Annotated in this window: 15 protein-coding genes; 12 read left to right on the top strand and 3 right to left on the bottom strand. The window is 38.9% G+C overall.

What is annotated here, in order from left to right; translation table 11 throughout:
* The first annotated feature begins 323 nt into the window (after window positions 1-323).
* The 4 genes from ABDJ41_RS19470 to ABDJ41_RS19485 are packed head-to-tail and all read left to right on the top strand — an operon-like array spanning window position 324 to window position 8,042.
* Window positions 324-3,431: a SusC/RagA family TonB-linked outer membrane protein gene (locus ABDJ41_RS19470; RefSeq protein ID WP_349787778.1), complete on the top strand. Its 3,108-nt coding sequence runs from the start codon at window positions 324-326 to the stop codon at window positions 3,429-3,431.
* A gap of 14 nt (window positions 3,432-3,445) precedes the next feature.
* Window positions 3,446-4,978: a RagB/SusD family nutrient uptake outer membrane protein gene (locus ABDJ41_RS19475; RefSeq protein ID WP_349787779.1), complete on the top strand. Its 1,533-nt coding sequence runs from the start codon at window positions 3,446-3,448 to the stop codon at window positions 4,976-4,978.
* Complete coding sequence (locus ABDJ41_RS19480) at window positions 4,968-6,392, top strand: arylsulfatase (protein ID WP_349787780.1); 1,425 nt, start codon at window positions 4,968-4,970, stop codon at window positions 6,390-6,392. The genes ABDJ41_RS19475 and ABDJ41_RS19480 overlap by 11 nt, the downstream gene beginning before the upstream one ends.
* 12 nt (window positions 6,393-6,404) lie before the next feature.
* Window positions 6,405-8,042, top strand: a complete 1,638-nt coding sequence (locus tag ABDJ41_RS19485; RefSeq protein WP_349787781.1) for an arylsulfatase — start codon at window positions 6,405-6,407, stop codon at window positions 8,040-8,042.
* A gap of 13 nt (window positions 8,043-8,055) precedes the next feature.
* Here ABDJ41_RS19485 and ABDJ41_RS19490 read toward each other — a convergent pair whose 3' ends face one another.
* Window positions 8,056-8,286, bottom strand: coding sequence for a hypothetical protein (locus tag ABDJ41_RS19490; RefSeq protein WP_349787782.1), 231 nt, complete (start codon window positions 8,284-8,286; stop codon window positions 8,056-8,058).
* A 402-nt stretch (window positions 8,287-8,688) separates the two neighbouring features.
* Between ABDJ41_RS19490 and ABDJ41_RS19495 the strand changes: the two genes are divergently transcribed.
* Entirely contained in the window at window positions 8,689-9,411 is a 723-nt protein-coding gene (locus tag ABDJ41_RS19495) for an ankyrin repeat domain-containing protein (RefSeq protein ID WP_349787783.1), read from the top strand.
* A 90-nt stretch (window positions 9,412-9,501) separates the two neighbouring features.
* Here the strand turns inward: ABDJ41_RS19495 and ABDJ41_RS19500 are convergent, their stop codons facing one another.
* Window positions 9,502-10,893 (bottom strand): arginine decarboxylase, encoded by a 1,392-nt coding sequence (locus ABDJ41_RS19500; protein WP_349787784.1) that lies wholly within the window; start codon window positions 10,891-10,893, stop codon window positions 9,502-9,504.
* Window positions 10,894-10,994: 101 nt separating this feature from the next.
* Here ABDJ41_RS19500 and ABDJ41_RS19505 point away from each other — a divergent pair, with 101 nt between their 5' ends.
* Entirely contained in the window at window positions 10,995-11,945 is a 951-nt protein-coding gene (locus ABDJ41_RS19505; protein WP_349787785.1) for an arginase, read from the top strand.
* 23 nt (window positions 11,946-11,968) lie between these two features.
* Window positions 11,969-13,750, top strand: coding sequence for an arginine--tRNA ligase (argS, locus tag ABDJ41_RS19510; protein WP_349787786.1), 1,782 nt, complete (start codon window positions 11,969-11,971; stop codon window positions 13,748-13,750).
* 60 nt (window positions 13,751-13,810) lie between these two features.
* On the opposite strand, the gene ABDJ41_RS19515 is transcribed toward argS, so the two are convergent.
* The gene (locus ABDJ41_RS19515) at window positions 13,811-14,944 is read right to left on the bottom strand and encodes an AI-2E family transporter (RefSeq protein WP_349787787.1); all 1,134 of its coding nucleotides are present in this window, start codon (window positions 14,942-14,944) and stop codon (window positions 13,811-13,813) included.
* A gap of 94 nt (window positions 14,945-15,038) precedes the next feature.
* Here ABDJ41_RS19515 and mnmE point away from each other — a divergent pair, with 94 nt between their 5' ends.
* The 5 genes from mnmE to ABDJ41_RS19540 all read left to right on the top strand — a co-directional run bounded on the left by mnmE (window position 15,039) and on the right by ABDJ41_RS19540 (window position 23,848).
* The gene (mnmE, locus tag ABDJ41_RS19520; RefSeq protein WP_349787788.1) at window positions 15,039-16,409 is read left to right on the top strand and encodes a tRNA uridine-5-carboxymethylaminomethyl(34) synthesis GTPase MnmE; all 1,371 of its coding nucleotides are present in this window, start codon (window positions 15,039-15,041) and stop codon (window positions 16,407-16,409) included.
* 368 nt (window positions 16,410-16,777) lie between these two features.
* A complete protein-coding gene (locus tag ABDJ41_RS19525; protein ID WP_349787789.1) occupies window positions 16,778-17,365 on the top strand; it encodes an RNA polymerase sigma factor in 588 nt (195 codons plus the stop codon).
* Between the two features lie 67 nt (window positions 17,366-17,432).
* Entirely contained in the window at window positions 17,433-18,566 is a 1,134-nt protein-coding gene (locus tag ABDJ41_RS19530) for a FecR family protein (RefSeq protein ID WP_349787790.1), read from the top strand.
* Between the two features lie 120 nt (window positions 18,567-18,686).
* A complete protein-coding gene (locus ABDJ41_RS19535; RefSeq protein ID WP_349787792.1) occupies window positions 18,687-22,214 on the top strand; it encodes a TonB-dependent receptor in 3,528 nt (1,175 codons plus the stop codon).
* Between the two features lie 11 nt (window positions 22,215-22,225).
* Window positions 22,226-23,848, top strand: coding sequence for a RagB/SusD family nutrient uptake outer membrane protein (locus ABDJ41_RS19540; protein ID WP_349787793.1), 1,623 nt, complete (start codon window positions 22,226-22,228; stop codon window positions 23,846-23,848).
* Window positions 23,849-23,868: the final 20 nt, after the last annotated feature.

Genomic DNA, 23,868 nt, shown 5'->3' on the forward strand with positions numbered 1-23,868 from the left:
AGTCTAGTAAATAGGTAGATTTAATTTGTTTTTATAGAAATTGCATTTATATTTGCTGAATAACAAACAAATAACAAGTTGAAAAGATGAAAAAACAACTACAATTTCAAGCGGGAATCTTAACCTCTCTAAGTACCAGATCCACCATTCATCAGTATTGTTGTTGCAGTCCCATGCAATAATATCTCCCAAAAAAAAGATATAAACAATAAAGACAGGATAAAATCCTGCCTTTATTCCGGCAATCAGTATGCAACGCCAATCACTTACTGAAAACCATAGTTTCAACAATCGATTAGTATTAATTAAAACTTTTTAAAGTTATGCAAAATTTTAAAAAGGGTAGGCATTTATACAGTGCTTATTCTTTGCAAAAGAGATTGCTGTTATTTAGTAGCAGCATCATCTTATTGATATCCTTATCCCTTATTTCTGTCGCACAAACAAAACCGCTGATTAATTCTACACTTAACGGTATTGTATCTGATGCAACAACGGGAGAAACCCTGATTGGGGCTTCCATACAAATTCAGGGAACTACCCATACGGCTTCAACCGACAATAAAGGAAAGTTCAATTTCGTTACCGGGCAGAAATTTCCCTATACATTAATAGTCAGCTATGTGGGATATAAAACTGCTACGCTTATTGTAGATGGAAGTCCTGTTGATGTACATTTGCAGCCTGAAGCGAACCAATTAACTGAAGTCGTTGCTGTTGGTTACGGAACGCAAAAGAAAGTGAATCTGACAGGATCAGTCGCTAGCTTGGGTCAAAAAGAAATCGCAAACCGCCCCATCACCAACTCTACACAGGCTTTACAAAATTTACCAGGTGTCTTTACCAATCAGACTAAGGGAAGACCAGGGGCAGATGGAGCAACCATAAGAATCAGAGGGGTGGGTACATTGAACAATAGTAATCCTTTAATTTTAGTCGACGGAGTCGAATTTCCTTTAGGGGATGTTAATCCCAACGACATTGAAAGTATCACTGTATTGAAAGATGCAGCTTCATCGGCCATTTATGGTAATCGTGCTGCAAACGGTGTGGTCTTGGTGAAAACCAAAACCGGAAAAAGAGGTGGTTTTCAGTTAGACTATAACTTTTATACAGGAAAACAGAAAGCAATACAATTTCCTGATGCCGTCACCAATTCCGTGGATTATATGATCGGAAAAAACCGTGCCCTGGCAAATGAGGGTAAACCTCCTGAAAGTTCTCAGCAATTAATTGATGAATACAGAGCCGGCACTGATCCTTTTATTTATCCTAATACCGATTGGTTTGATGTGATGTTTGATACCGCACCGATTCAGGAACACAATTTACGTTTATCCGGTGGGACTGAGAAAACGACTTTTTCTATTTCATTGGGTTATTTAAAACAGGAAGGGATCATGATTGAAACTGCCGGTAAACGTTATTCTTTGAATACAAATGTGACTTCAGACATCACTAAACGTTTAAGGATCGGTGCCAGTGTGGTTGGTAATTTTGCTACAAACAGAGAGAGTGCCTATAGTGCCGATGATGGTAACGGAGAGGGTGGTTTAATGGGCTTAACTTACAGAGGCTTGCCTATGCAGGTGCCATATGCACAAGACGGTACTTATGCAGATCAATGGATTCGTGTACCTGGACATAATTTTTACCGTAATCCTGTTGCTTTATCAAAAGAAGGGTTTAGAAAAAACAATGAATACCGTACCATGGCAAACCTTTTTGCAGAATACCAGTTGCCGTTCGACATCAAGTACAAAACAACACTGGCTGCAAATCTATTATATGGCATAGAAAAGTATTCCTACCCACAAATCTACCTTACCAATCCTAAAACGGGGGTAATAAGTCCGATAGGAAATACGCCTTTAAGAGGGGTTCGTCAAATTAGCAATAACAACATCAATTTAACCAATTTTCATACTTTAAATTGGGAAAAGAAGCTTGGCAACCACAACCTTGGCGCCTTAGGAGGTTTCAGTGTAGAAAGCTTTAATGATGGCAATTTCTCTGCTTATAATCAGGGCTACCTGGGGAATGATTTAACAGAATTAGATGCCGGAAGTACTTCGCCACAGGTTACCGGCACCTCAGGTAGTTCTAAATTAGTTTCTTACTTCGGCAGATTAAACTATAATTTTTCCGAGAAGTATTTGTTAGAAGCCAACTTTCGGTACGACGGCTCGTCAAGGTTTGCTGAAGGCAAGAGATGGGGATTTTTCCCTTCTTTTTCTGCAGGCTGGAGAATAAGCGAAGAGAACTTCCTTAAAAATAGTGAAGTGCTGAGCAACCTGAAACTGCGTGCATCCTATGGAAAATTAGGAAATCAAGCTATTCCATTGTTTAGTTATGTTGATGCGGTATCATTGGGTGAGAATTACAATTTCAATGGAACGATAGTTAGCGGAGCAGCCATTACCAGGTTAAGCGATCCAAATATCACCTGGGAAACGACCAATATGGCCGACATAGGTTTGGAAGGTGGTTTTTTAAACAATACGCTAACTTTTGAAATTGACTGGTTTGATAAAGAAACTTCGAATATTTTACGCCAGGTAAGTATTCCTGCCCAGGTTGGAAACTTAACTGGCCCTTACCGTAATATTGGTTCTGTATCTAACAAAGGGATTGAGGTAACCATAGGTTATCAGAACAAAATCAATGAGTTTAAGTATGGTGTGAGTGCAAATGTAACCTATTTAAAAAATAAAGTCGTTAACATAAATGGCGAGAAGTATTATAGTGGAAATACGATTACCCAGGAAGGACATCCAATTAATTCATTTTTTGGTTTACAGGCAGAGGGTATATTTCAGACTGCTGCAGAAATTCAATCGCATGCATTCCAAAATACAGGTACAAAGCCGGGTGATTTAAAATATCGTGATGTTGATGGTAATGGTATTGTCGACAATAATGACCGGGTGGTGATTGGAAATAGCATTCCTAGATATACCTATGGATTTGTTTTAAACGGAGGTTACAAAAACTTCGAGCTTAGTGCGATCTTCCAGGGGCTAGCTGATGTGGATACTTATTTAACAGGAAACCTTGCTATGCCTTATAAAAACGGGGCGGGAGTAACAAAAGAATGGCTTACCGATTCCTGGACTCCGGAACAACCTAATGCGCCATTACCAAGATTAACAACTTCAAATGGTTATCCTGCTAACTTCCAGACATCCAGTTTTTGGATTCGTGATGCTTCTTACCTCAGGTTAAAAAATATACAGTTAAGTTATAACTTCCCTAAAAGGTTACTTACATGGGCTGGCGCAAAGCAACTTAAAGTTTTTGTGAATGCACAAAACTACCTGACCTTCACCAACTTCAAATTCAGTGATCCGGAAAGAAACCTGACCCGCGCTGATCTGATTGAATATCCAAATGCCAAAACGCTTACTGCTGGTCTAAATGTTTCATTTTAATAAGCTAAACTCAAATGAAAAAATATATAATCATCATAATTCCACTTTTCTTCAGCATCGGATGCAAAAAGTCCTTTCTTGAAATCACGCCAACAGATCGTTTTACTCAGGATACTTATTGGAACACTAAAGACCAGGGAGAGGCTGCTTTAAACGCAACTTATGCCGTATTGGTCAATTCAAATTTCATCTATTCTGCCCGTAATGCAGTCTACCTGGATGCGCTTACCCCGAATACTTATCAGTATAATGCCGATGAGAATATCATTTCCAGAGGTTTGCATAATGCCGCAACGGGTAAGTTTAATACCACCTGGAATACAAGTTACAGTGGAATCGGCAGAGCAAATAATTTCCTTGCCAATATAGATAAGGTTACCATGGATGAAGCACTGAAAAACAGATATAAAGCTGAAGCTAAATTCCTTAGGGCACTATATTACCTTCCTTTATGGAATCTTTACGGTGGTGCTCCATTAATTACAGAAGCCACAAATTTTGAAACTCAGGCTAACTTGCCAAGAAACTCAGCAGCAGAAGTGTTGACTCAGATTCTTAAAGACCTTGATGAAGCCGCCGCTGGCGATATATTGCCGATTGCTTATACTGGTGCAGATAAAGGTAGAGTAACCAGAGGGGCAGTTTATGCATTAAAAGCCAGGGTATTGCTATACGCTGAAAGGTGGGAAGAAGCCGCTATTGCTGCTAAAAAGGTGATCGATTTAAAAGCTTATGACCTTTTTCCGGATTATCGGGGATTGTTTTACCTGGAAAATGAAGGTAATCAAGAGGTGATTTTTGATATACAATACAAATTCCCTGAGTTCAGTCACTCGCTGGATGTGAGTCTGGATCAGCAATTGGGTACTGCACCATTGCCAACGCTTGTGAATGATTATTATGCTACTGATGGGAAACCTATTGCAAGCTCTGCTGTTTATAATGCAGCAAAGCCTTATGAAAACAGGGATTCCCGTTTACAGGCTACCGTAATTATTCCAGGTACGATTTTTAAAGGTGCTGTTGTGACTGATATTCAGTATCCTAGCACAGGGTATGGACATAAAAAATATACTATCTTTAAGGATAATGAAAAGCCTACAATTGTGCCTACCAGCGGAACTTCTGAATTGAATTACATCTTAATTCGTTATGCAGATGTTTTACTGATGTATGCTGAAGCACAAAACGAAGCATTTGGTCCTGAATCAGGAGTAGATAAAGGACTTACCGTTACTGATGCAGTTAATCTGGTACGCAAAAGAGCTAAAATGCCTAATCTGCCTGCTGGATTAAATCAATTGCAAATGCAGGCGGAATTGAGACATGAACGTAGGATAGAACTGGCTGGAGAAGGCTTATATTATTATGATATTCGTCGCTGGAAGATTGCTGATCAGGTGCTCAACACGGATATCTATAATATCAAAGGCGCAAGAATTGATAACCGTGCTTTTGATGCTGCCCGTGATTACCTTTGGCCAATTCCGTCTATCGCTATTCAAAATAACCCTGTTTTAAATCAAAATCCTAAATATGGAAAGTAACAAACTATTAACCTTTATCTTTAGTGCTGTGCTTATGGTTAGTCAGGCACATGCCCAGCAAGCTCCAAATAAGCAGCCTAATATTATTTTCATTGTAGCGGACGACCTTGGTTATGGAAATCTAGCCAGTTACAATAAAAAATCACCTATTCCAACGCCCAATCTGGATCGTTTGGCAGCAGATGGAACTCGGTTTACACGATTTTACTCTGGTAATACGGTTTGTGCTCCTTCCAGAGCAGCACTGATGACGGGCCTCCATATGGGGCATGCTTATGTGCGTGGGAACAGCAAGGCGAAAGATGGGAAAGGGGCTTTACGTGCACAAGATACTACCGTTGTGGAACGACTACAAAATAATGGCTACGTTACAGGTATGTATGGTAAATGGGGCTTAGGCGATGAAGAAACTGCGGGTGCACCTCATTTGAAAGGCTTCAATGAGTTCTTTGGTTATTTAGATCAGGCGCATGCTCATGATTATTATACTAACCACCTGTACGAAATCAAGGACCATAAAACCCAAAGGATACAAATTGATACCAATGAATATACCCAGGACTTGATAGTCAATAAAGCACTTGGCTTTTTAGATACATACAAAGACAAGCCTTTTTTCCTTTTCTTACCATTTACCTTACCACATGCAGAACTAAAAGTTCCGCAAGAATTGCTTCAGAAGTTTCAAAATGTTGATGGCAGCAGTAAATTCGGTCCGGAAACGCCATTTGTTAAGAAAGGTAATTATGATAGCCAGTCGCAGCCACGTGCAGCATTTGCAGCTATGGTCTCAAAGCTTGATTCAGATGTAGGGGCTATTGTTCAGAAAGTTAAAGATCTGGGCTTAGAGAATGATACTTATATCTTTTTTACCAGCGATAATGGCCCTCATAAAGAAGGTGGCGCAGATCCTGTATTTTTTAATAGCGGCGGACAACTAAGGGGTGTAAAGCGTGATCTTTATGAAGGTGGTATCCGTGTTCCATTAATCGTAAAGGCACCTGGTAAAGTTCCGGCAGGTAAGGTGAACGACCTTCCATTTGCATTTTGGGATGTCTTACCTACACTTGCACAGTTAACAGCAACACCAGTTCCAGGCAATATTGATGGCATATCTTTTAGTCCGGCTTTATTGGGTAAACCTCAAACCAAGCAACACGACTACCTATACTGGCAGTTTAAAGAAGGCGAGTTAAAAGAAGCTTTAACAAAGGGCGACTGGAAGTTAATCCGTTTTAAAGATGAGGGTAAGAAAGAAGTCCTTGAACTTTACAATCTGCGTGAGGATATTGGGGAGAAAACAAACCTGGCTTCAAAAAATGCTGCAAAAGTTAAAGAATTAAGAACATTGATGTCTGGAGCTAAAACTACTCCGGAAAACAAAACGTTCGACTGGGCATATGTCGAGCAATAAATTTATATTCCAATGAAAATAAGAAGATATAATGTTATCCTATGGGCAGTGCTTTTTGGTTATCAGGCACCATTATCTGCACAAAGTGTAAAGCCTGCACAAAACCTAAAGAACAAGCCAAACTTTGTGGTCATCCTTGCTGATGATCTGGGTTATTCAGATATCGGAAGTTTTGGCTCGGAGATCGAAACTCCGAATCTGGATCGACTGGCTAGTCAGGGGCTAAAAATGACCCAATTTTACAACGCCTCGCGCTGTTGCCCAACCCGGGCATCATTGCTTACCGGGAGGTATCCTCATAATGCAGGAGTAGGAAGCATGGTTCAGGATTTAGGAACTCCTGCTTACCAGGGGTATTTGAATAAAAGTAGTATTACCATTGCAGAAGGATTGAAAACACAAGGTTATTTCACCATGATGTCTGGTAAATGGCATGTAGGCTCACAACCTGATCAATGGCCTGTTGCACGTGGGTTTGATCGCTATTTCGGATTGATAGGTGGAACCAGTAATTACTTTTACCCACATCAGGCAAAACTTCCTGCGGCAAATTTCTTTGTCTTAAATAACAAGAAACTAGAGGATTATACCACCGAAGATAAACCTAAAGATTATTACCTGACCAATGAGTTTGGTGATTATGCTTTGAAATTCCTGGATGAAGCTAAAACCCAGAACAAACCCTTTTATCTGCATTTAACATTCAATGCACCTCACTTTCCTATACAGGCCCTACCTGAAGATATAGCAAAATACCGGGGTAAGTATAAAAAAGGCTGGGATGTAATCCGTGCCGAACGTTATAAGAAACAAGTGGAAACAGGCATTGTAGATGCGAAGTGGCCCATATCAGAGCGAGATAGCTTAGTTCCAGCCTGGATCCAGATGAGAGAGAATGATCAGGATGCCTGGGATGTGAGAATGGCCGTTTATGCAGCAATGATTGATCGTTTGGACCAGAATGTAGGCAGGGTATTAAACAAGTTAAAAGAATTGGGTTTGGACGACAACACAGTAATCATCTTTCTTTCCGATAATGGTGCGAGCCATGAAAACAACCGGCTTAATCAGGCAGACAATATAAATGCTAAGGAAATAAAGGCACTACCAGCTAACAATCCTCAATCCTATACCAGCATAGAATACAACTGGGCCAATGTGAGTAATACCCCATTTCGTTCATTCAAGCACTGGGAAAACGAAGGAGGGATCAGTACCCCTTTTATTGCTTATTACCCTAAACTCATTAAAGCAGGTAGTATTAATCATCAGCCAGCACATATTGTAGATATACAGGCTACCATATTTGATCTTGCAGGAGTAAAATACCCATCAAGCTATCAAGGTAAAGCTATTTCCACTGCGGACGGACTATCATTGAAAGATGTATTTGCAGGGAAGACCTGGAAAGGTCATGATCATCTTTACTGGGAACATCAGGGTAATAAAGCTATGCGACAAGGCAAGTGGAAGATTGTATCTAGTTATCCCGAAAATGTATGGCGTTTGTTTAATATGGAAGAAGACCGGACAGAGTTAAAAGACCTCAGTAAAGTATATCCCGAAAAGCTACAGGAACTCATTTTGGCACATGTAAACTGGTCTAAAAAAGTAGGAGTAGAAGATTGGGCCAGCCTTCAGAAAAAATAGTTATGCAATAATATTAATGCCACTGGTTGCGAAGCGTCATTCTCATATGTTGTTGAAACATATTCTCTCTGTATTTACGCTTTGCAGCCTTTTTTGAACGTGAATAAAAACTCCAGATAAATACAACTAAAGCAAAGGCACCCAGCCCATAAAAAAGCGAAGTGTTTTGCATATTTATAACAAGCACAAAGTATAGTCCTGCAAAAGTTGCGCAAGTAAGCAGAGCATAAAATCCGATTTTCATACCATAAAGCTAATAAGCCAATTAAAAAAAAGAGCAAGAACTTATCCACTTATCCACATTTTAATCAGATTTGTCGTTTTATAGGGATGAATTTAAGGTTGGTCTGGTGGATTTGCAGCATAATTGTTACTTAATGCGTTTGCTTGTATTCAGCAATTTATTCTGTTCGGTTTTAGTATATGCTTTTATTGGCTGTTTTTGTCAAAAAACAACGTATAACAAAAAGTTATACGTTTAATTACGTTGATTTTATGAAATTTTATTTATCTATATATCAATATATTTATGATATTTACTTAAATATAAACTTTATACTTGAATTAGTACCTCTAATCTTGTCGTCACGTTTCTGTTGTAACATTGTTTTAGCCATCTGCTTTCCTTAGTTTTACAAAAATTGATATGATGATGCATATGTTTAGCTTAATGTTGATGGTGGTTTTGTCGGCCTTTTCTTTCTTTGGGCTGGACAAATGTAATGGTGTTGATTCTAGTAAATCTTTAAAAACAAAGGAAAGTAATTACAGTATGGAGGTGAACCAAAGTTCAATAATAGAAGCAGTAAAAAACAAACAATATACAGCCGTTGAGGCAGCGTTGAAAAAAGGTGCAGATGTAAATTCAAAAGACAGGTATGACAAGAACCTTTTACTTATCGCAACAGAAAACGATGATTTGAAAATGGCACAGCTACTGGTGTCACATGGTGCCAATGTAAATCAGCAGGACGTTAGATCAGATAGTCCTTTTTTACTTGCCGGAGCGCAGGGGCAGACTGAACTGGTAAAGTTGTATCTGGCAAACGGAGCACGCTTTGATCTTTTTAACCGATACAATGGAACTGCATTGATTCCTGCTTGTGAAAGAGGGTATATTGAGACGGTCAAGGTATTGGCTAATACAAAAGGTTTCCCTATAGATCATGTGAACCGCTTAGGATGGACTGCCTTAATGGAGGCTGTTGTGCTTGGAAATGGTAGTGAGAAGTTTGTTAAGATTGTTCAGATCCTTGTTGATGCAGGATCTGATGTTAATATACCAGATAAGAACGGCGTTACAGCATTGCAGCATGCCAGGTTAAGTGGTTTTACCGAAATTGCGAAAGTGCTTGAAAAGGCGCGTTAATTAAGAGGCTCGTAAGAGCAACTGTTAAAAACAAAAAGCCCTGGAAGAAGTCTTCCAGGGCTTTATACTTGCTGTTATTTCGATTGAATCCTAGGTGTAACCCAGAATTTTCAATACCTGTTTACTATTTTGCTCTTCGCCAAACACTTCGAAGTTGAATGTCTCATCGCGGTTACGACGAATGATCACATGTTTCGGACTTGGCAATAGGCAGTGGTGAATACCACCATAACCACTCAATACTTCTTGATAAGCCCCCGTGTTAAAGAAACCTAAGTACTGAACCTTACGTGTCTTAGGCATAAACACACTATTCATATGCGCTTCCTGATTGTAATAATCCTGTCCATCGCAAGTAATACCTCCAAGGTTTACCCTTTCGTATTCCGCATCCCAATTGTTGATAGGAAGGAGGATATATTTCTGATTTAATGCCCAAACATCAGGTAAGTTGGTGATAAAAGATCCATCTAGCATCAACCATTTCTCTCTGTCGTTCTGTTGTTTACGTCCCAGTACCTTATATAAAATACCAGATGCCTCAGCAACAGTGTATTTTCCAAATTCAGTAATGATATCCGGTTCAACAACATCATGTTCAGCGCAGATTTCCTTAATACGTTTTACGATCTCATTTACCATGTATTCGTAATCGAAATCAAATACTAAAGAGTCTTTAAATGGCATACCACCACCAATATCTAAAGTATCTAACTCAGGATTGATCTTTTTGAATTTGCAATATAAGGTTACATACTTCTCTAGTTCGTTCCAGTAATATGGAGAATCAGTAATACCAGAGTTGATAAAGAAGTGTAGCAATTTAACCCTGAAATTAGGGTTTGCAGAGATCTTATTGTTGTAAAAGTCGATTACATCTTCCAAACGTACACCTAAACGCGAAGTATAGAATTGTGAATCAGGCTGTTCCTCAGCTGCAATACGGATACCTAAGTTGCAAGGTGTATCTAACTCAACCTCATCATCAAATAGGTTAAACTCCTCTTTGTTGTCTAATACAGGGATAATATTTTTGTATCCATCATGCAACATATCGATGATGTATTGCTTGTACTGGTAGGTCTTAAAACCATTACAGATCACTGTAATATCTTTGGTTAAGGCGCCTTTTTTTTCGAGTGCCTCAATCATCGGCATATCAAATGCAGAAGACGTTTCCAGGTGAATGCCATTTTTAAGCGCCTCTTCAACAATATGTCTGAAGTGTGAGCTCTTGGTACAGTAGCAGTATTTATAATCGCCACGGTAATTGTTTTTGATGATGGCGGTCTGGAACAATAATTTGGCCTGCTGAATTTTCTTGCTGATCATGGGAAGGTAGGTGAAACGTAATGGCGTACCATAAGTTTCTATCATCTCCATTAAATTGAGATCTTGAAAATATAACTCGTCGTCTATAACGTTGTAACCTTCCTGAGGGAAACCAACACTTAGATCAAGAAATTCGGAGTAACTCTGCATTTTTTTATTTTTGAACTATTATTTAGGGTTTGGCAAATAAAATTAAGTTAATTTTGGGCTCAAAGATAAACACTTTATAAAATACACCCGTATTTTTTTTTATGACTAAGACTTTAAAAATAATTGAGGTAAAATCTGAGATCGGCGCCGGTACACGAGGCTCCAGTCTGGGGGTGGATGCAATTAAGATTGCAGCATTGGATTTTGGGAGCAGGTTTTTTAAGAAACATAAGTCTGTAGAGGTTCCTAATGAGAACCATTTATTGCTTGAAGGCACCGGTAGTCCCTTTGCAAAGCGCATTTCGGGGATATTGACTATGGTAGAGCGGGTAAGTGACGAGGTAAGTTCAACACTGGTTAAAGGTGAGTTTCCTGTTGTTTTGGCTGGTGATCATAGCACTGCTGCAGGTACAATTGCTGGTATAAAAGCAGCAAATCCCAAGTTAAAATTAGGGGTGATCTGGATAGATGCACATGCAGATTTACATTCTCCTTACACAACGCCCTCCGGAAATATGCACGGAATGCCCCTGGCTATAGCTTTGGATGAAGATAATTTAGACGCGAAAGTGAATAAGTTAGATCAGGAGACTATCAACTATTGGTATCAGCTGAAAAACGTTGGAAACATTGCACCAAAAATTCATTATAGCGATCTGGTGCTGATTTCGGCCAGAGATATGGAAAAGCCGGAAGCTCACTTGCTGAAAAAACATAAGGTTAAAAATATAACTACTGCGGATTTGCGGAAAAGAGGTGTAGAGCGTACAGTAATAGAGACGCTTCAGTATCTGGATCACTGCGATATCATTTACGTGTCCTTTGATGTAGATTCTCTCGACCCTACAACATCCCGTGGGACAGGAACGCCGGTAGCGCAGGGATTAACAGAAAGAGAAGCGGGTAAGTTAATGTCAGGGCTGCTAACCAATCAAAAGGTTTGCTGTTTTGAAATAGTGGAAGTAAACCCCACCTTAGACCGCGAAAACCAAATGGCAGAGCATGCCTTTGAAATTTTAATTAAAGCCACCAACGCTTTCAGAAACGAATAGTAGATTTGGGGATTATTAGTATTATGAACATCGAACAACATATTATTACAGCAACTGTTGCTGCGGTAAAAGAATTATACAATCAGGAATTGCCTGAGAGTCAGGTAAGCTTACAGGATACAAGAGCTGAATTTGAAGGTCAGATCACTATAGTTGTATTTCCTGTAGTACGCTTTTCTAAAAAATCGCCAGAAGCTACGGCAACTGATCTGGGCGAATACCTGGTAAAACATATTGAAGATATTACTGGTTTTAATGTCGTTAAAGGATTTTTGAACCTCATCATTTCAGATGCTTACTGGATCAATCTCTTTAACTCAAGTTTGCTAAATCCTTCATTTGGAGCGGTTATTCCAAATGGCAAAAAGGTGATGGTTGAATACTCTTCGCCAAATACCAACAAGCCTTTGCACTTAGGGCACGTTAGAAATAACCTGTTGGGTTATTCAGTAGCGGAGCTGCTAAAAGCAAGCGGCTATGATGTGGTGAAAGTAAATCTGGTAAACGACAGGGGAATTCACATCTGTAAATCGATGCTGGCTTGGCAAAAATGGGGGAATGGCGAAACGCCAGAAAGCTCATTGCTAAAAGGTGATCACCTGGTAGGAAAGTACTACGTTATATTCGACAAGGAGTATAAAAAGGAAATTGATGCTTTAAAGCTAGAGGGGCAAACAGAAGAAGAAGCTAAAAAGAATGCGCCATTAATCAAGGAAGCACAGAAAATGCTGCAAGACTGGGAAGCCGGCGTGCCTGAGGTTATTGATCTTTGGAAAAAGATGAATGGCTGGGTGTATGATGGCTTCGAAGTGTCTTATAAAAACCTGGGTGTTGATTTTGATAAATACTATTACGAAAGCAATACCTACCTGTTAGGTAAAGGGACAGTTGAGGAAGGACTGGAAAAAGGTGTTTTCTTTAAAAAACCAGACGGTTCAGTATGGATTGACCTTACAGCAGATGGCTTAGATCAGAAACTGGTACTTCGTGCTGATGGTACATCGGTATACATTACGCAGGATTTAGGTACAGCACAAATGAAGTATGATGATTTCAAAATGGACGAATCTATCTATGTGGTAGGTAACGAACAGGATTATCACTTTAAAGTGTTGTTCCTGATCTTAGAGAAGCTAGGTAAAAGCTGGGCCAAAGGATTGCATCATTTATCGTACGGTATGGTCGATTTGCCTAGCGGTAAGATGAAATCACGTGAAGGAACTGTTGTAGATGCAGATGATCTGGTTGCAGAGATGATTGAAACTGCAAAAGCCAAGACAGAAGCTTTAGGTAAAGTGAATGACTTTGACGAGCAAGAGAAGGAACAATTGTACTATAACATCGGTATGGGTGCTTTAAAATACTTCCTGCTTAAGGTAGAACCTAAAAAGAGATTGCTGTTTGACCCTGCAGAGTCAATAGACTTCCAGGGTAATACAGGACCGTTTATACAGTACACACACGCAAGGATTAAGTCCTTATTGCAAAAAGCAAACTATGATTTCGCTTATGCTGGTGTTGCTGATGCTGTTATTACGCCTACAGAGCTCGAAATGGTCATGCTGTTGGGAAAATACCCATCAGAGATCCAATCGGCCGCCAAATCGCATAGTCCGGCTTTATTAGCTAATTATCTATACGAGGTAGCTAAGATGTTCAACAAGTTTTATCATGAAACTCCACCGATTATCAAAGAAGAGAACGAAGCGGTTAAGAAACACCGTTTAAACTTAAGCTTTGTAACTGCAAACATCTTGAAGAACGGTATGAACATATTGGGAATTACCGTGCCAGAGCGTATGTAAAATGCGTTTGTAAAACGTTATTTTAATCAATACATAAGCTATTAAAACAAAAGAGAAGGATTATTCCTTCTCTTTTGTTTTTTCTACACCTGGCTTCGTAGCTATCGGCTTCTTTTTCCTAAAGGAAGCGAAAGTCATGGGGCTTTTTGAAGGCCTTTCATCACCCAATAGAACTCCCCATTGTTTAAAGGAATCAGTTCTGTCGAAGATGATTTTTAACACCGCTATGATAGGTAAGGCGAGGAACATTCCGGAGACCCCGGCAATACTACCACCTATAATTACACCTAAAATCGCAAACAGTGCATTGATCTTTACTTTAGAACCTACAATTCTGGGCATTAATATGTTATTGTCAAGGAACTGAACTCCTGCTATAACTAAAAGAACGGTAATTACCGGCCAAAGTTCTGTAGATGAAGTTAAGGTGAGCAATACACCAATGATGTTTCCGATTAAAGCACCAACGTATGGAATAAGGTTTAAGATGGCAAAGATTACCCCAATCAGCAATGCATGCTTGATGCCTACCAAAAGCAATATCCCACCCAATAGAATCGTCATATAGGTCACCTGTATCAGTAAACCTACCAGATAACTTTTAATGATCGACTCCGTTTCGTAGATCGCATCTTTAACTCTAGGGTGGTGTTCTGTTTTAAACCACATAAAGATGAAACGAAGTAAAATGTCTTTATAAAACAACATCAGGTAGATGTAAATAGGCAACAGGCCCATAAATACAAAAACAGAACTTAAGGTTACAGCAGCGCCGCTGGCAGCTTTACCTGCCATACCTAAAAGATCGTTACTTTTATCATTAATAAACTTCACCTGCTCTGTCGTCGAGAAGTCGCTTACGCTACTGATCCAGGCGCTGATTGAATTTAAATGCGAACTTACATTTTTCTTGATTTCGGGAAATTCATTAACTAGAGTTGCGAACTGGGCCGAGAAAAACCATACAATCAGGCCAATAAAAATGGCCAGCAGAAGGATTGGCAAAATAATGGCAGCAATCTCCGGAACTTTATATCTTCTCAAAGTCCTGAATACAGGTAAAAGTACAATACTGATAAAAAAGGCCATTATTATAGGCATAATGATGTCATTTCCAATTACCAGGAGTGCTCCGATAAGCGCAATTCCCAATAATTCAATTGACCGTCTAACGGTAAGTGGCATGTCTTTCATTCGTAATTTGTTTGATTTTTGAACGTATAAAACTATAAGGTATCGAATGTTTGGCTAATTTTGTGCCACAAATTAAATTTAAAGAAGAATATTCATGATTACAAACGAAACTATAGTTGCCTTATCTACGCCACCCGGAGTGGGTGCTATAGGAGTAATCCGCCTTTCAGGGAAGGATGCCATTACCATTATGAACTCTGTTTTTAGTGGTAAAGATCTGGAGAAACAGGATTCACATACTATACATTTTGGTTTAATTAAAGATGGTAATGTAGTTATAGATGAGGTTCTTGTGAGTTTGTTTGTGGCCCCTAAGTCCTATACCAAAGAAAACACGGTAGAGATTTCCTGCCATGGTTCCAATTACATCATTCAACAGATCATTAACCTGTTAATCCGTAAAGGAGCATCAGCAGCTAAACCAGGTGAGTTTACGTTAAGAGCATTCTTAAATGGGGGATTAGATCTATCTCAGGCAGAGGCGGTAGCAGATCTTATCTCATCAGATTCTGCAGCTGCGCATAGCGTTGCCATGAACCAATTAAGGGGAGGTTTTAGTACGGAATTGAATGTATTGCGTGAGCAGTTGATTCATTTCGCATCTATGATAGAGCTGGAGCTAGATTTTGCAGAAGAAGATGTAGAGTTTGCAAATAGAGATCAGTTACAAGCGCTGATTGATAAGATTACTTTGGTTCTGAATAAGCTGATCCGCTCGTTCGAATTAGGTAATGTAATTAAAATGGGTATCAATACTGTTATTGCTGGCCGACCAAATGCAGGTAAATCAACATTGCTGAATGCTTTGTTGAATGAAGATCGCGCTATTGTAAGTGAAATTGCAGGAACTACCAGAGATACCATTGAAGAGGTATTGAATATCAATGGCATTAATTTCAGGTTGATTGATACCGCAGGTATTCGTGAGGCTACAGATAAGATTGAAGCGATCGGTGTAGAGAAAACCATGCAGAAGATCAACCAGTCGGCCGTATTGGTATATTTATTTGATGTGGTTAATACTTCGGCAACCGAAGTAAGAGATGACATCATGAGTTTACATAAGCCGGGGATAGCTTTTATAGCGGTTGCGAATAAAATGGACCTTTCTTATAGCGACAGATTAAAAGAGTTGAAACTGCCATCAGATATTGAGTTTATATCTATTTCGGCTAAAGAATATCAGAATATAGAAGAGCTGAAAGAGTTGTTGTACAATACAGCAGTAGGTGATAAGCTTTCTGATAACCATACCATGGTAACTAATATCAGACATGTAGAAGCGTTACAAAGGACGCGTAATGCTTTAAATAATGTTGCTGCGGGACTTAGTAATCCGGTGACCTCGGATTTCCTTGCAATGGATATTAAGCAGGCATTACATTACCTTGGTGAGATTACAGGTCAGGTTACTACGGATGATTTGCTTGAAAATATATTTAGTAAGTTCTGTATCGGAAAGTAAGGTGCCTAAATAGCCCCAAATAAGTCACACAAAATTTTGAGAAAACCGCTATAGATAAGACCTATAGCGGTTTTTTGTTGCTGACAGGTTTTTGATTTTCAGCGTAATTTAGCCTGTTCTTTTACGGAATTGTACCTCAGAGAAGGGATTTGTACTCCGGTTAAAAAAAGTGGCGAGCTAACCCGTCAACCGCAGACAATTAAGCACAGCTATTGATGACTAAGGAGGAATAAGGTCATGAGTTCGAAGATCAGAATCTCCAATAGCCAATTTTTTTGCCAAAAAAGAGTACAATTGTAGAAATTCTTTTTTAGGAAATAATTAGATAACATTGCCATTTATTTCTCTAGTTTTATTGGACTAATCAAATGAAGAACTTATATCAGGATTTTCAGGATGCAGAACTTGTTACCTTGTTAGCTAAGGGTGATAAAAGGGCGTATGCTGAAATATTTTTTAGATATAATAAATTGCTTTATAGTCATGCCTATAATAAACTTCGCGAGCGCGAAGATGCGAAGGATATTGTCTCCGAAGTTTTTTATGCTTTATGGGCAAAAAGAGAACAATCGCTACCCGAGCATAATCTGATTGGGTATCTTTTTGTTGCTGTTCGTTATAAGATTGCTGATTTTCTATCCAGAAAACAGGTGCGACATCATTATATTCAATCATTGCAAACCTTCATCGATAAGCCTCAAGAAGTCAATACAGATCATCTGATCAGAGAAAAGCAGCTAAAAGAAATTATTGAAGAAGAAATATCTGCATTGCCACCGCGTATGCAAGAGATCTTTAGAATGAGTCGATTTGAGCAATTGAGTCATAAAGAAATTGCTGAAAAATTATCACTTTCTGAGCAAACGGTCAAAGATCAGGTAAAAAAAGCTTTAAGAATATTACGGGTTAAATTAGGTCTTGTGGCTTTTTTAGGATTATTCTTTAAAATATTCTGATTTCTTATCCCCCCGAAACCCGAGTTGACCGACTTATAGTTTAATCAGATATAAATACGGGAATCAAATGAATGAGTTAAAAGCTAAAGAACTGTTGCGTAAGTATGCGGATGGCACTTGCAATCAAGAAGAGAAATTGCTATTTGAACAATGGTATTTCAATTTGAACAGCGCCAATCATTCGCATTTAACAGAAACGGAACTTGAGCAAGCTGAACAGGAGATGCGGATCGATTTAGCGATCAACCCATTAAAAACAAAACGTTTATGGCCATATTATTCTGTTGCAGCATCTTTGTTGTTATGTCTGGGAGTCTTTTTTTTCTTTAACAAATCTAATCGTGTATCAATAGATAAAAAGAGAAATAATGCAATAGCCACCGAGATTAAGCCTGGCAAAAATACGGCTGTACTTACCTTATCTAATGGTAAGAGCATTACCCTAAGTGATGATAAAAGTGGTGTAGTTATAGACGCAGAAAACGTAACTTATAACGATGGTAGTGGAGTGACTAACAATAATGATAGTCAACATTCGTCTGATCAATTCTATTCAGGCCTATTGAAAGCAAGTACCCCAAGAGGTGGCACTTATCAGATTATATTATCCGATGGTACCAAAGTATGGCTTAATGCTTCATCAGAACTTAAATTTCCTGCATCGTTTAGCCAAAGTAAACAACGTAACGTTGAGTTGATCGGGGAAGCTTATTTTGAGGTAGCTAAAAATAAAATGAAACCATTCATTGTGCGTAGCAACGGACAGGAAATAGAAGTGCTTGGTACTCATTTTAACGTCAACAGTTATCCGGACGAAAGAGCCGTAAAAACAACATTATTGGAAGGCGCCATAAAGCTTAGCCAGTTAAAAGGTAATAATCCGGCTTCATATGTATTGAGGCCTGGTCAGCAAGCGATAGCCGGCAATACTATTGTAATTAGAAATGTAGATGCAATGGATGCAATCGACTGGAAAAATGGCATGTTTATCTTTAATAAGGAAAGTTTGGAAAGTATTATGCGAAAACTATCCCGTTGGTACGATGTGGATGTTGTATTTGAAGACGAAAAACTAAAATCGAAATTATTAGGAGGCACGGTATCGCGTTTTAGTACAGTTACTGAGGTGCTTGAAGTTTTAGAATTAACCGAGTTAGCACATTTTAAAATAAAAGGAAGGAGTATTATGGTTATGGAATAACTACTAAAAGAGTTATCCAGAGCGCATAAAAAAGCCAGTTGTGGTTGCAACACGACTGGCTTAAAAGTCTGGATGACGTCAATAAAATTGGATCGTATTCACATTAAACAAACTAACCAAATGTATAAAAAAAAGACCAAAAAAATTGGTGTGCCCAAAAGGTATGTCCATAAATTACTGCTGATTATGCGAGTCACCACCATAGTATTAATAGCAATGATCATGCAGGTAAGTGCTGCGGGTAATGCACAAACTATGTCATTTGCTAAGAAGAACACCACTATTAAAGAAATATTTGCAGAAATCAGAATGCAAATGGGCTATAATGTGGTCTGGCCAGCAGAAAAATTTGATGAAAACAAGACCATCAACGCGAATTTTAAAAATGCACCGTTGTCAATTGTCCTAAATCAAACTTTAGATGGCCAGAATATCTCTTATACAATTAAGAACAAGACCATTGTGTTAAAAGCAAGTCGGGTAAATGACCTTAATCAGGAGGTTATTTCCGGCCAGGTTACCAACCTGATAGATAACCAACCTTTAAAAGGAGTTACTGTTCTTTTAAACGGAAGTTCTACTGCCACACAAACGGATGTAAATGGTCGCTATAACATTAAAGCCACTAAAGGTACTCTAAAGTTCTCTTTTGTGGGATTTGCTGATACGCTGATTAACATTAACGGACGGAGTACAATTAATGTAATGATGATTCCTGCCCACCTAAAGCTCGATGAAGTAGTAGTGGTAGGATATGGAAGTGTTAAAAAAAGAGACCTTACCGGTTCCGTATCAACAGTCAAAGCTGATGTTTTTGATCAATCCAGACAAAGTTCCTTTGTGAATAGTATGCAGGGGCGTGTGGCAGGTCTCCAGATTACGTCAGGTTCAGGTGAACCAGGATCGGGATCAAAGATTATTATTCGTGGTGCAAATTCCCTGACTGGCGAAAGCAGACCTTTGTTTGTCATTGATGGTGTCCCTGTTAACGAAAGCGAGGCACCTATTGCCAATTCTAAGTTTGGGGCAAATTCAAGAAGAGACCCGCTGAACTCTATTAATCCTGCTGATATTGTCTCTGTTGAAGTTTTAAAAGATGCTTCTTCTACAGCAATATATGGGTCAAGAGGTGCCAATGGAGTTATTATTATCACCACCAGACAGGGAAAAGAAGGAGAGTCTATGGTTACCTACGATGGTCGTATGGGCATTTCTTATCCTGCAAAGAGGTTGGAAATGTTGAATGGTGATGAATGGATTGATTATCGGAAAGACTGGGTATTGATGCCCGACGGGAAAAGGATTACCTATGGTTACTTTAACGATTATCTTTTCTTTACCAATGCAGGTAAAACCGAACCTTCAGAAATGATCCCAAGAGATGTTTATGCTTTGCCGGAATATAATTGGCAGGACGAAATGTATCGTACAGCATACGCTAAAGATCATAATTTGTCAGTAACTGGTGGAACTAAGTATACCAAGTTTTTTGGAAGCGTGGGGTATAATAAGGAAGATGGCTTGTTTATCAATAATGATTATTCGAGGTACAATACCCGTTTAAGACTGGATCACAATAAGAACAGATTTATTATGTCGCTTTCTCTTAACGGATCTTACTCTAAATATAACGGTGCTGTACAATCGGGCGACGGATATGGCAATATTGGGGTTACACAGGCTGCTATTATATCACGACCATTGGTGTTCCAGAATCCGCTTGCATTACAAACTCAGGGTGGCTGGAAGAAACCAACTGAAAACCTGGAACATATAGACCGGGACATTTCTACACCAAATGTAGGCGCTAATCTTGTTTTAAACTATAAGCTAATAGAAGGACTATACGTTGGAACCATGTTAAATGGTGTGATTGTAAATTCAAAAGTGAATGAATTTTATGGAAAAGATACACCATGGGGTTATTACTTAAAAGGAAGAGCTGCAATTAACAACACAGAGTGGATGGGCTGGTCTAACATCAACACCTTGAGTTATGACAAAATGCTAAAAAATAATTCTAAAATCAGTGCACTGAGTGTTTTTGAACTTAGTGGAAGTGGGTATAGAAACAGCTCTATCATCAAAAGTAATTTCTCTGATGAGACTACCGGGATCCATGATATCAGTAAAGGTATTACGTTGGAAGATGCAACTTCGGGAGCAGGACAAACTAAAAGAATCTCTTATCTGGGTAGGTTGAACTATGATCACAGAGGGAAGTATTTGCTTACAGGTAGCATTCGTCTGGATGGTTCAGATCGTTTTGGTGAGAACAATAGATACGGTTATTTCCCTTCAATGGCTTTTGGATGGCGAATTTCTGAAGAGAATTTTATGAAGAAACAGACTCTGTTTGATAATTTAAAATTGCGGTTAAGTTACGGACAGACGGGAAATTCAAATATTCCAGAATTTCAGTACATGGCCAGAATGGGCAATTCATTTTACGGAGATCAGTTTGGTCTGGTGCCAGTATCGTTGCCTAATCCGAATTTGAAATGGGAAACAACAGTGCAGTATAACGCAGGTTTAGATATCTCTTTTTTAAATAAGAGATTGGATATCACGTTCGACCTTTATAATAAAATCACAACAGATATGTTGTATAATGCCATTATTCCTGCACAGTCCGGATTTAAAACTCAATGGCAAAACCTAGGAAAGATTAGCAATAAAGGGGTCGAACTGGCTTTAAATACAAAGAATATTGTAGCCGATAATTTTAGCTGGAACAGCAGCTTAACACTTAGCTTAAATAGAAACAAAGTTTTGATTATTGGGGATAACCTGTCGGTAGCTCCGGTAGGTGCGGGCTCATGGACAACTTCATACATCAAACAAAACGTTGTCGGCAGGATTATGGTGAACCAGCCAATTGGTGTGATGTATGGATATGAGATGGTTGGTGTATATCAGGAAAGTGATTTTTCTGGCTGGATAGATAAAACAGGTCTGTTACCAGACAACGACCCAAATATCGCATGGCAGGAGAGAAACTGGGTGTTAAAGTCTGGAGTAGTTGATCCTAGCGCTATAGCTAAGCCGCGCCCAGGAACATTTAAGTTTAATAATATCGATAATTCAGCAGATAACAAGATTACAGAAAGTGATAAAAAAATCATTGGTAACAGTCAGCCCTTACTTTTTGGTGGCTTTGGCAACAGTTTCAGTTATAAAAACTTTGATCTGAATGTATTCATTACTTATTCTCTTGGTGGAGAGATATTTAATTCTACCAAGTTTGAATTGGAAGGCTCTAGTCCCGGTGAATACTATAACATCACTAAAAAATTCTGGAACAACAGATGGACACCTTCAAATCCAACGAACGAATACCCTGCTTATTCTGACGAAGGTTACTATAATTCACTGGCCGCCCAACCCAATAGTTACTATGTTGAAGATGCATCTTATGCAAGACTTCAAAATGTTTCTTTGGCTTACAGATTGCCAATAAGTTTTACTAAGAAACTTGGTTTGGGAGCTGCTAAGATATACTATTCAGGAATCAATCTCTTTACTTTAACTAAATATAGCGGATTTACGCCAGAGGTTGATTCAGGGAATCCATTGCTAACCAATTTTGATACCATTGGTTACCCAAGGGCAGCTGCTCATTCTATAGGTTTTAACATCACATTTTAAAGATTTTGAACATGAAAAAAATACTTTACGCAGTAATGATCTTATTGTTTGGGATCTCAACAGGTTGTTCCAAATACCTGGATAGTGAGCCATTGTCATTTACCTCTATCGCCAATTTTTATAAAGATCAGAATGATGCAGAAGCAGCATTGACTGGTTGTTACGGTTTATTGCAGGATAGTTATTCTGTTAATGGGCGTACTGGTGTGTTTCTAATTGCTGATGTAGGCACTGATGAAATTATAGGGAATCCATATTCTACCCCTGATGCTGAAGCCAATATGGACCAGTTTTTATTTGGAAGGGTTGTGAAAAGTAATCTGACAATAAAAAATTTATGGGCTAAGGTGTATTCAGGTTTATACAGTATCAACCTGCTGTTATCGCAGATTGATAAGATTGATATGCCCGAATCGCGTAAAATGCAGATAAAAGCAGAAGCGAGATTTTTGAGGGGCTGGCATTACTATTACATGGGTATGATTTATGGAGGGGTTCCGGTATTTAACAGTATTCCGCACGATCTTAAGCAGAAACGAAATACGTTGGAAGAAGTGATGAAACAATCAATTGATGATCTGCAATTTGCATATGATAATTTGCCTGATGAAAAGTTGATAAACTCAGGAAGGGCTTCTAAATGGGCAGCTGGAGGATATCTGGCTAAGTTGTATTGTTATATTGCAAGTTGTAAAAAGTATGACACTGGGAAAGGACTTAATTTCCCTTTAAACAGCTTTGATTGGGTCGATATAAATGATAGTTATGCAAAGGCAGATGCGCTAAGCCAGAATATTATTAACAAAAGTGGTTTAAATCTGACCGCTGATTATAGGTTGTTATTTTGTGAGGGATCAGTAAATAAGCAAAAAGAAGAGATACTGTTCTCTCTGACACCTTCTCCTCAGAAAAAAATAGGCTTTGCGTTAAACTTTTATCTGTTGCCAGCAGGTTCTTATGGCGGTGGCTGGGGAACATGCAGGCCAACTCAGGAACTGTATTCCCGTTATGACTCCTTATACGATGCCCGTGCGAACTGGGTTGTAGGAGGTTTAGGTACTGAACCAGTAACAGAAACCATCGATAATCAGGTTTATTATCAGCCTTCAAAATTGAAACTTGTAAACGGAGAAGCTGTTGATGGTGACTATTGTGGAAACAAATTCCGGTTATTGAAAACCGAAGCTAAACATGATGATGTTTATTATGGGAATTATCCGCTGCTTCGCCTCGCTGATATTATGCTGCTACATGCTGAAGCTGTAGCTCATATAAATGGTGATGCAGCTGGTCGAGAAGTACTTAAGGTGGTAAGAAGTCGCGCTTTGATAAAGTCCCGCTCAACCGATGTGGGTAAACTACAGACGGCTTACCGCAAAACGGATTTTGTCGAGGAATTGCTGGATGAGCGTTCCAGAGAGTTGTGTTTTGAACAGCAGCGAAAATTTGACCTGGTCAGATTTAACAGGTATCAGTCTACTATTAAAGCCATTTCCACTACCCGTGGGGTATGGAATAGAAACGGTGCTATTCAACTTGTAGATAATGTTACTGATACAAAAATCTGGAGCCCGATACCAGAAGAAGATGAAATTATAAACCCTAATCTGAAACCTAATAATCCTGGTTATTAATGTGTTTCTCATTATAGAAT

This window comes from Pedobacter sp. ASV1-7 (genome assembly GCF_040203335.1).
GTDB lineage: Bacteria > Bacteroidota > Bacteroidia > Sphingobacteriales > Sphingobacteriaceae > Pedobacter.

Coding starts and splice junctions, on each gene's coding strand:
- ABDJ41_RS19515 (WP_349787787.1), bottom strand. CDS start 14,944: ATGAAAGACATGCCACTTACCGTTAGACGGTCAATTGAATTATTGGGA.
- ABDJ41_RS19475 (WP_349787779.1), top strand. CDS start 3,446: ATGAAAAAATATATAATCATCATAATTCCACTTTTCTTCAGCATCGGA.
- ABDJ41_RS19500 (WP_349787784.1), bottom strand. CDS start 10,893: ATGCAGAGTTACTCCGAATTTCTTGATCTAAGTGTTGGTTTCCCTCAG.
- ABDJ41_RS19480 (WP_349787780.1), top strand. CDS start 4,968: ATGGAAAGTAACAAACTATTAACCTTTATCTTTAGTGCTGTGCTTATG.
- ABDJ41_RS19495 (WP_349787783.1), top strand. CDS start 8,689: ATGATGATGCATATGTTTAGCTTAATGTTGATGGTGGTTTTGTCGGCC.
- ABDJ41_RS19470 (WP_349787778.1), top strand. CDS start 324: ATGCAAAATTTTAAAAAGGGTAGGCATTTATACAGTGCTTATTCTTTG.
- ABDJ41_RS19535 (WP_349787792.1), top strand. CDS start 18,687: ATGTATAAAAAAAAGACCAAAAAAATTGGTGTGCCCAAAAGGTATGTC.
- ABDJ41_RS19530 (WP_349787790.1), top strand. CDS start 17,433: ATGAATGAGTTAAAAGCTAAAGAACTGTTGCGTAAGTATGCGGATGGC.
- ABDJ41_RS19525 (WP_349787789.1), top strand. CDS start 16,778: ATGAAGAACTTATATCAGGATTTTCAGGATGCAGAACTTGTTACCTTG.
- ABDJ41_RS19490 (WP_349787782.1), bottom strand. CDS start 8,286: ATGAAAATCGGATTTTATGCTCTGCTTACTTGCGCAACTTTTGCAGGA.
- argS (WP_349787786.1), top strand. CDS start 11,969: ATGAACATCGAACAACATATTATTACAGCAACTGTTGCTGCGGTAAAA.
- ABDJ41_RS19505 (WP_349787785.1), top strand. CDS start 10,995: ATGACTAAGACTTTAAAAATAATTGAGGTAAAATCTGAGATCGGCGCC.
- mnmE (WP_349787788.1), top strand. CDS start 15,039: ATGATTACAAACGAAACTATAGTTGCCTTATCTACGCCACCCGGAGTG.
- ABDJ41_RS19485 (WP_349787781.1), top strand. CDS start 6,405: ATGAAAATAAGAAGATATAATGTTATCCTATGGGCAGTGCTTTTTGGT.
- ABDJ41_RS19540 (WP_349787793.1), top strand. CDS start 22,226: ATGAAAAAAATACTTTACGCAGTAATGATCTTATTGTTTGGGATCTCA.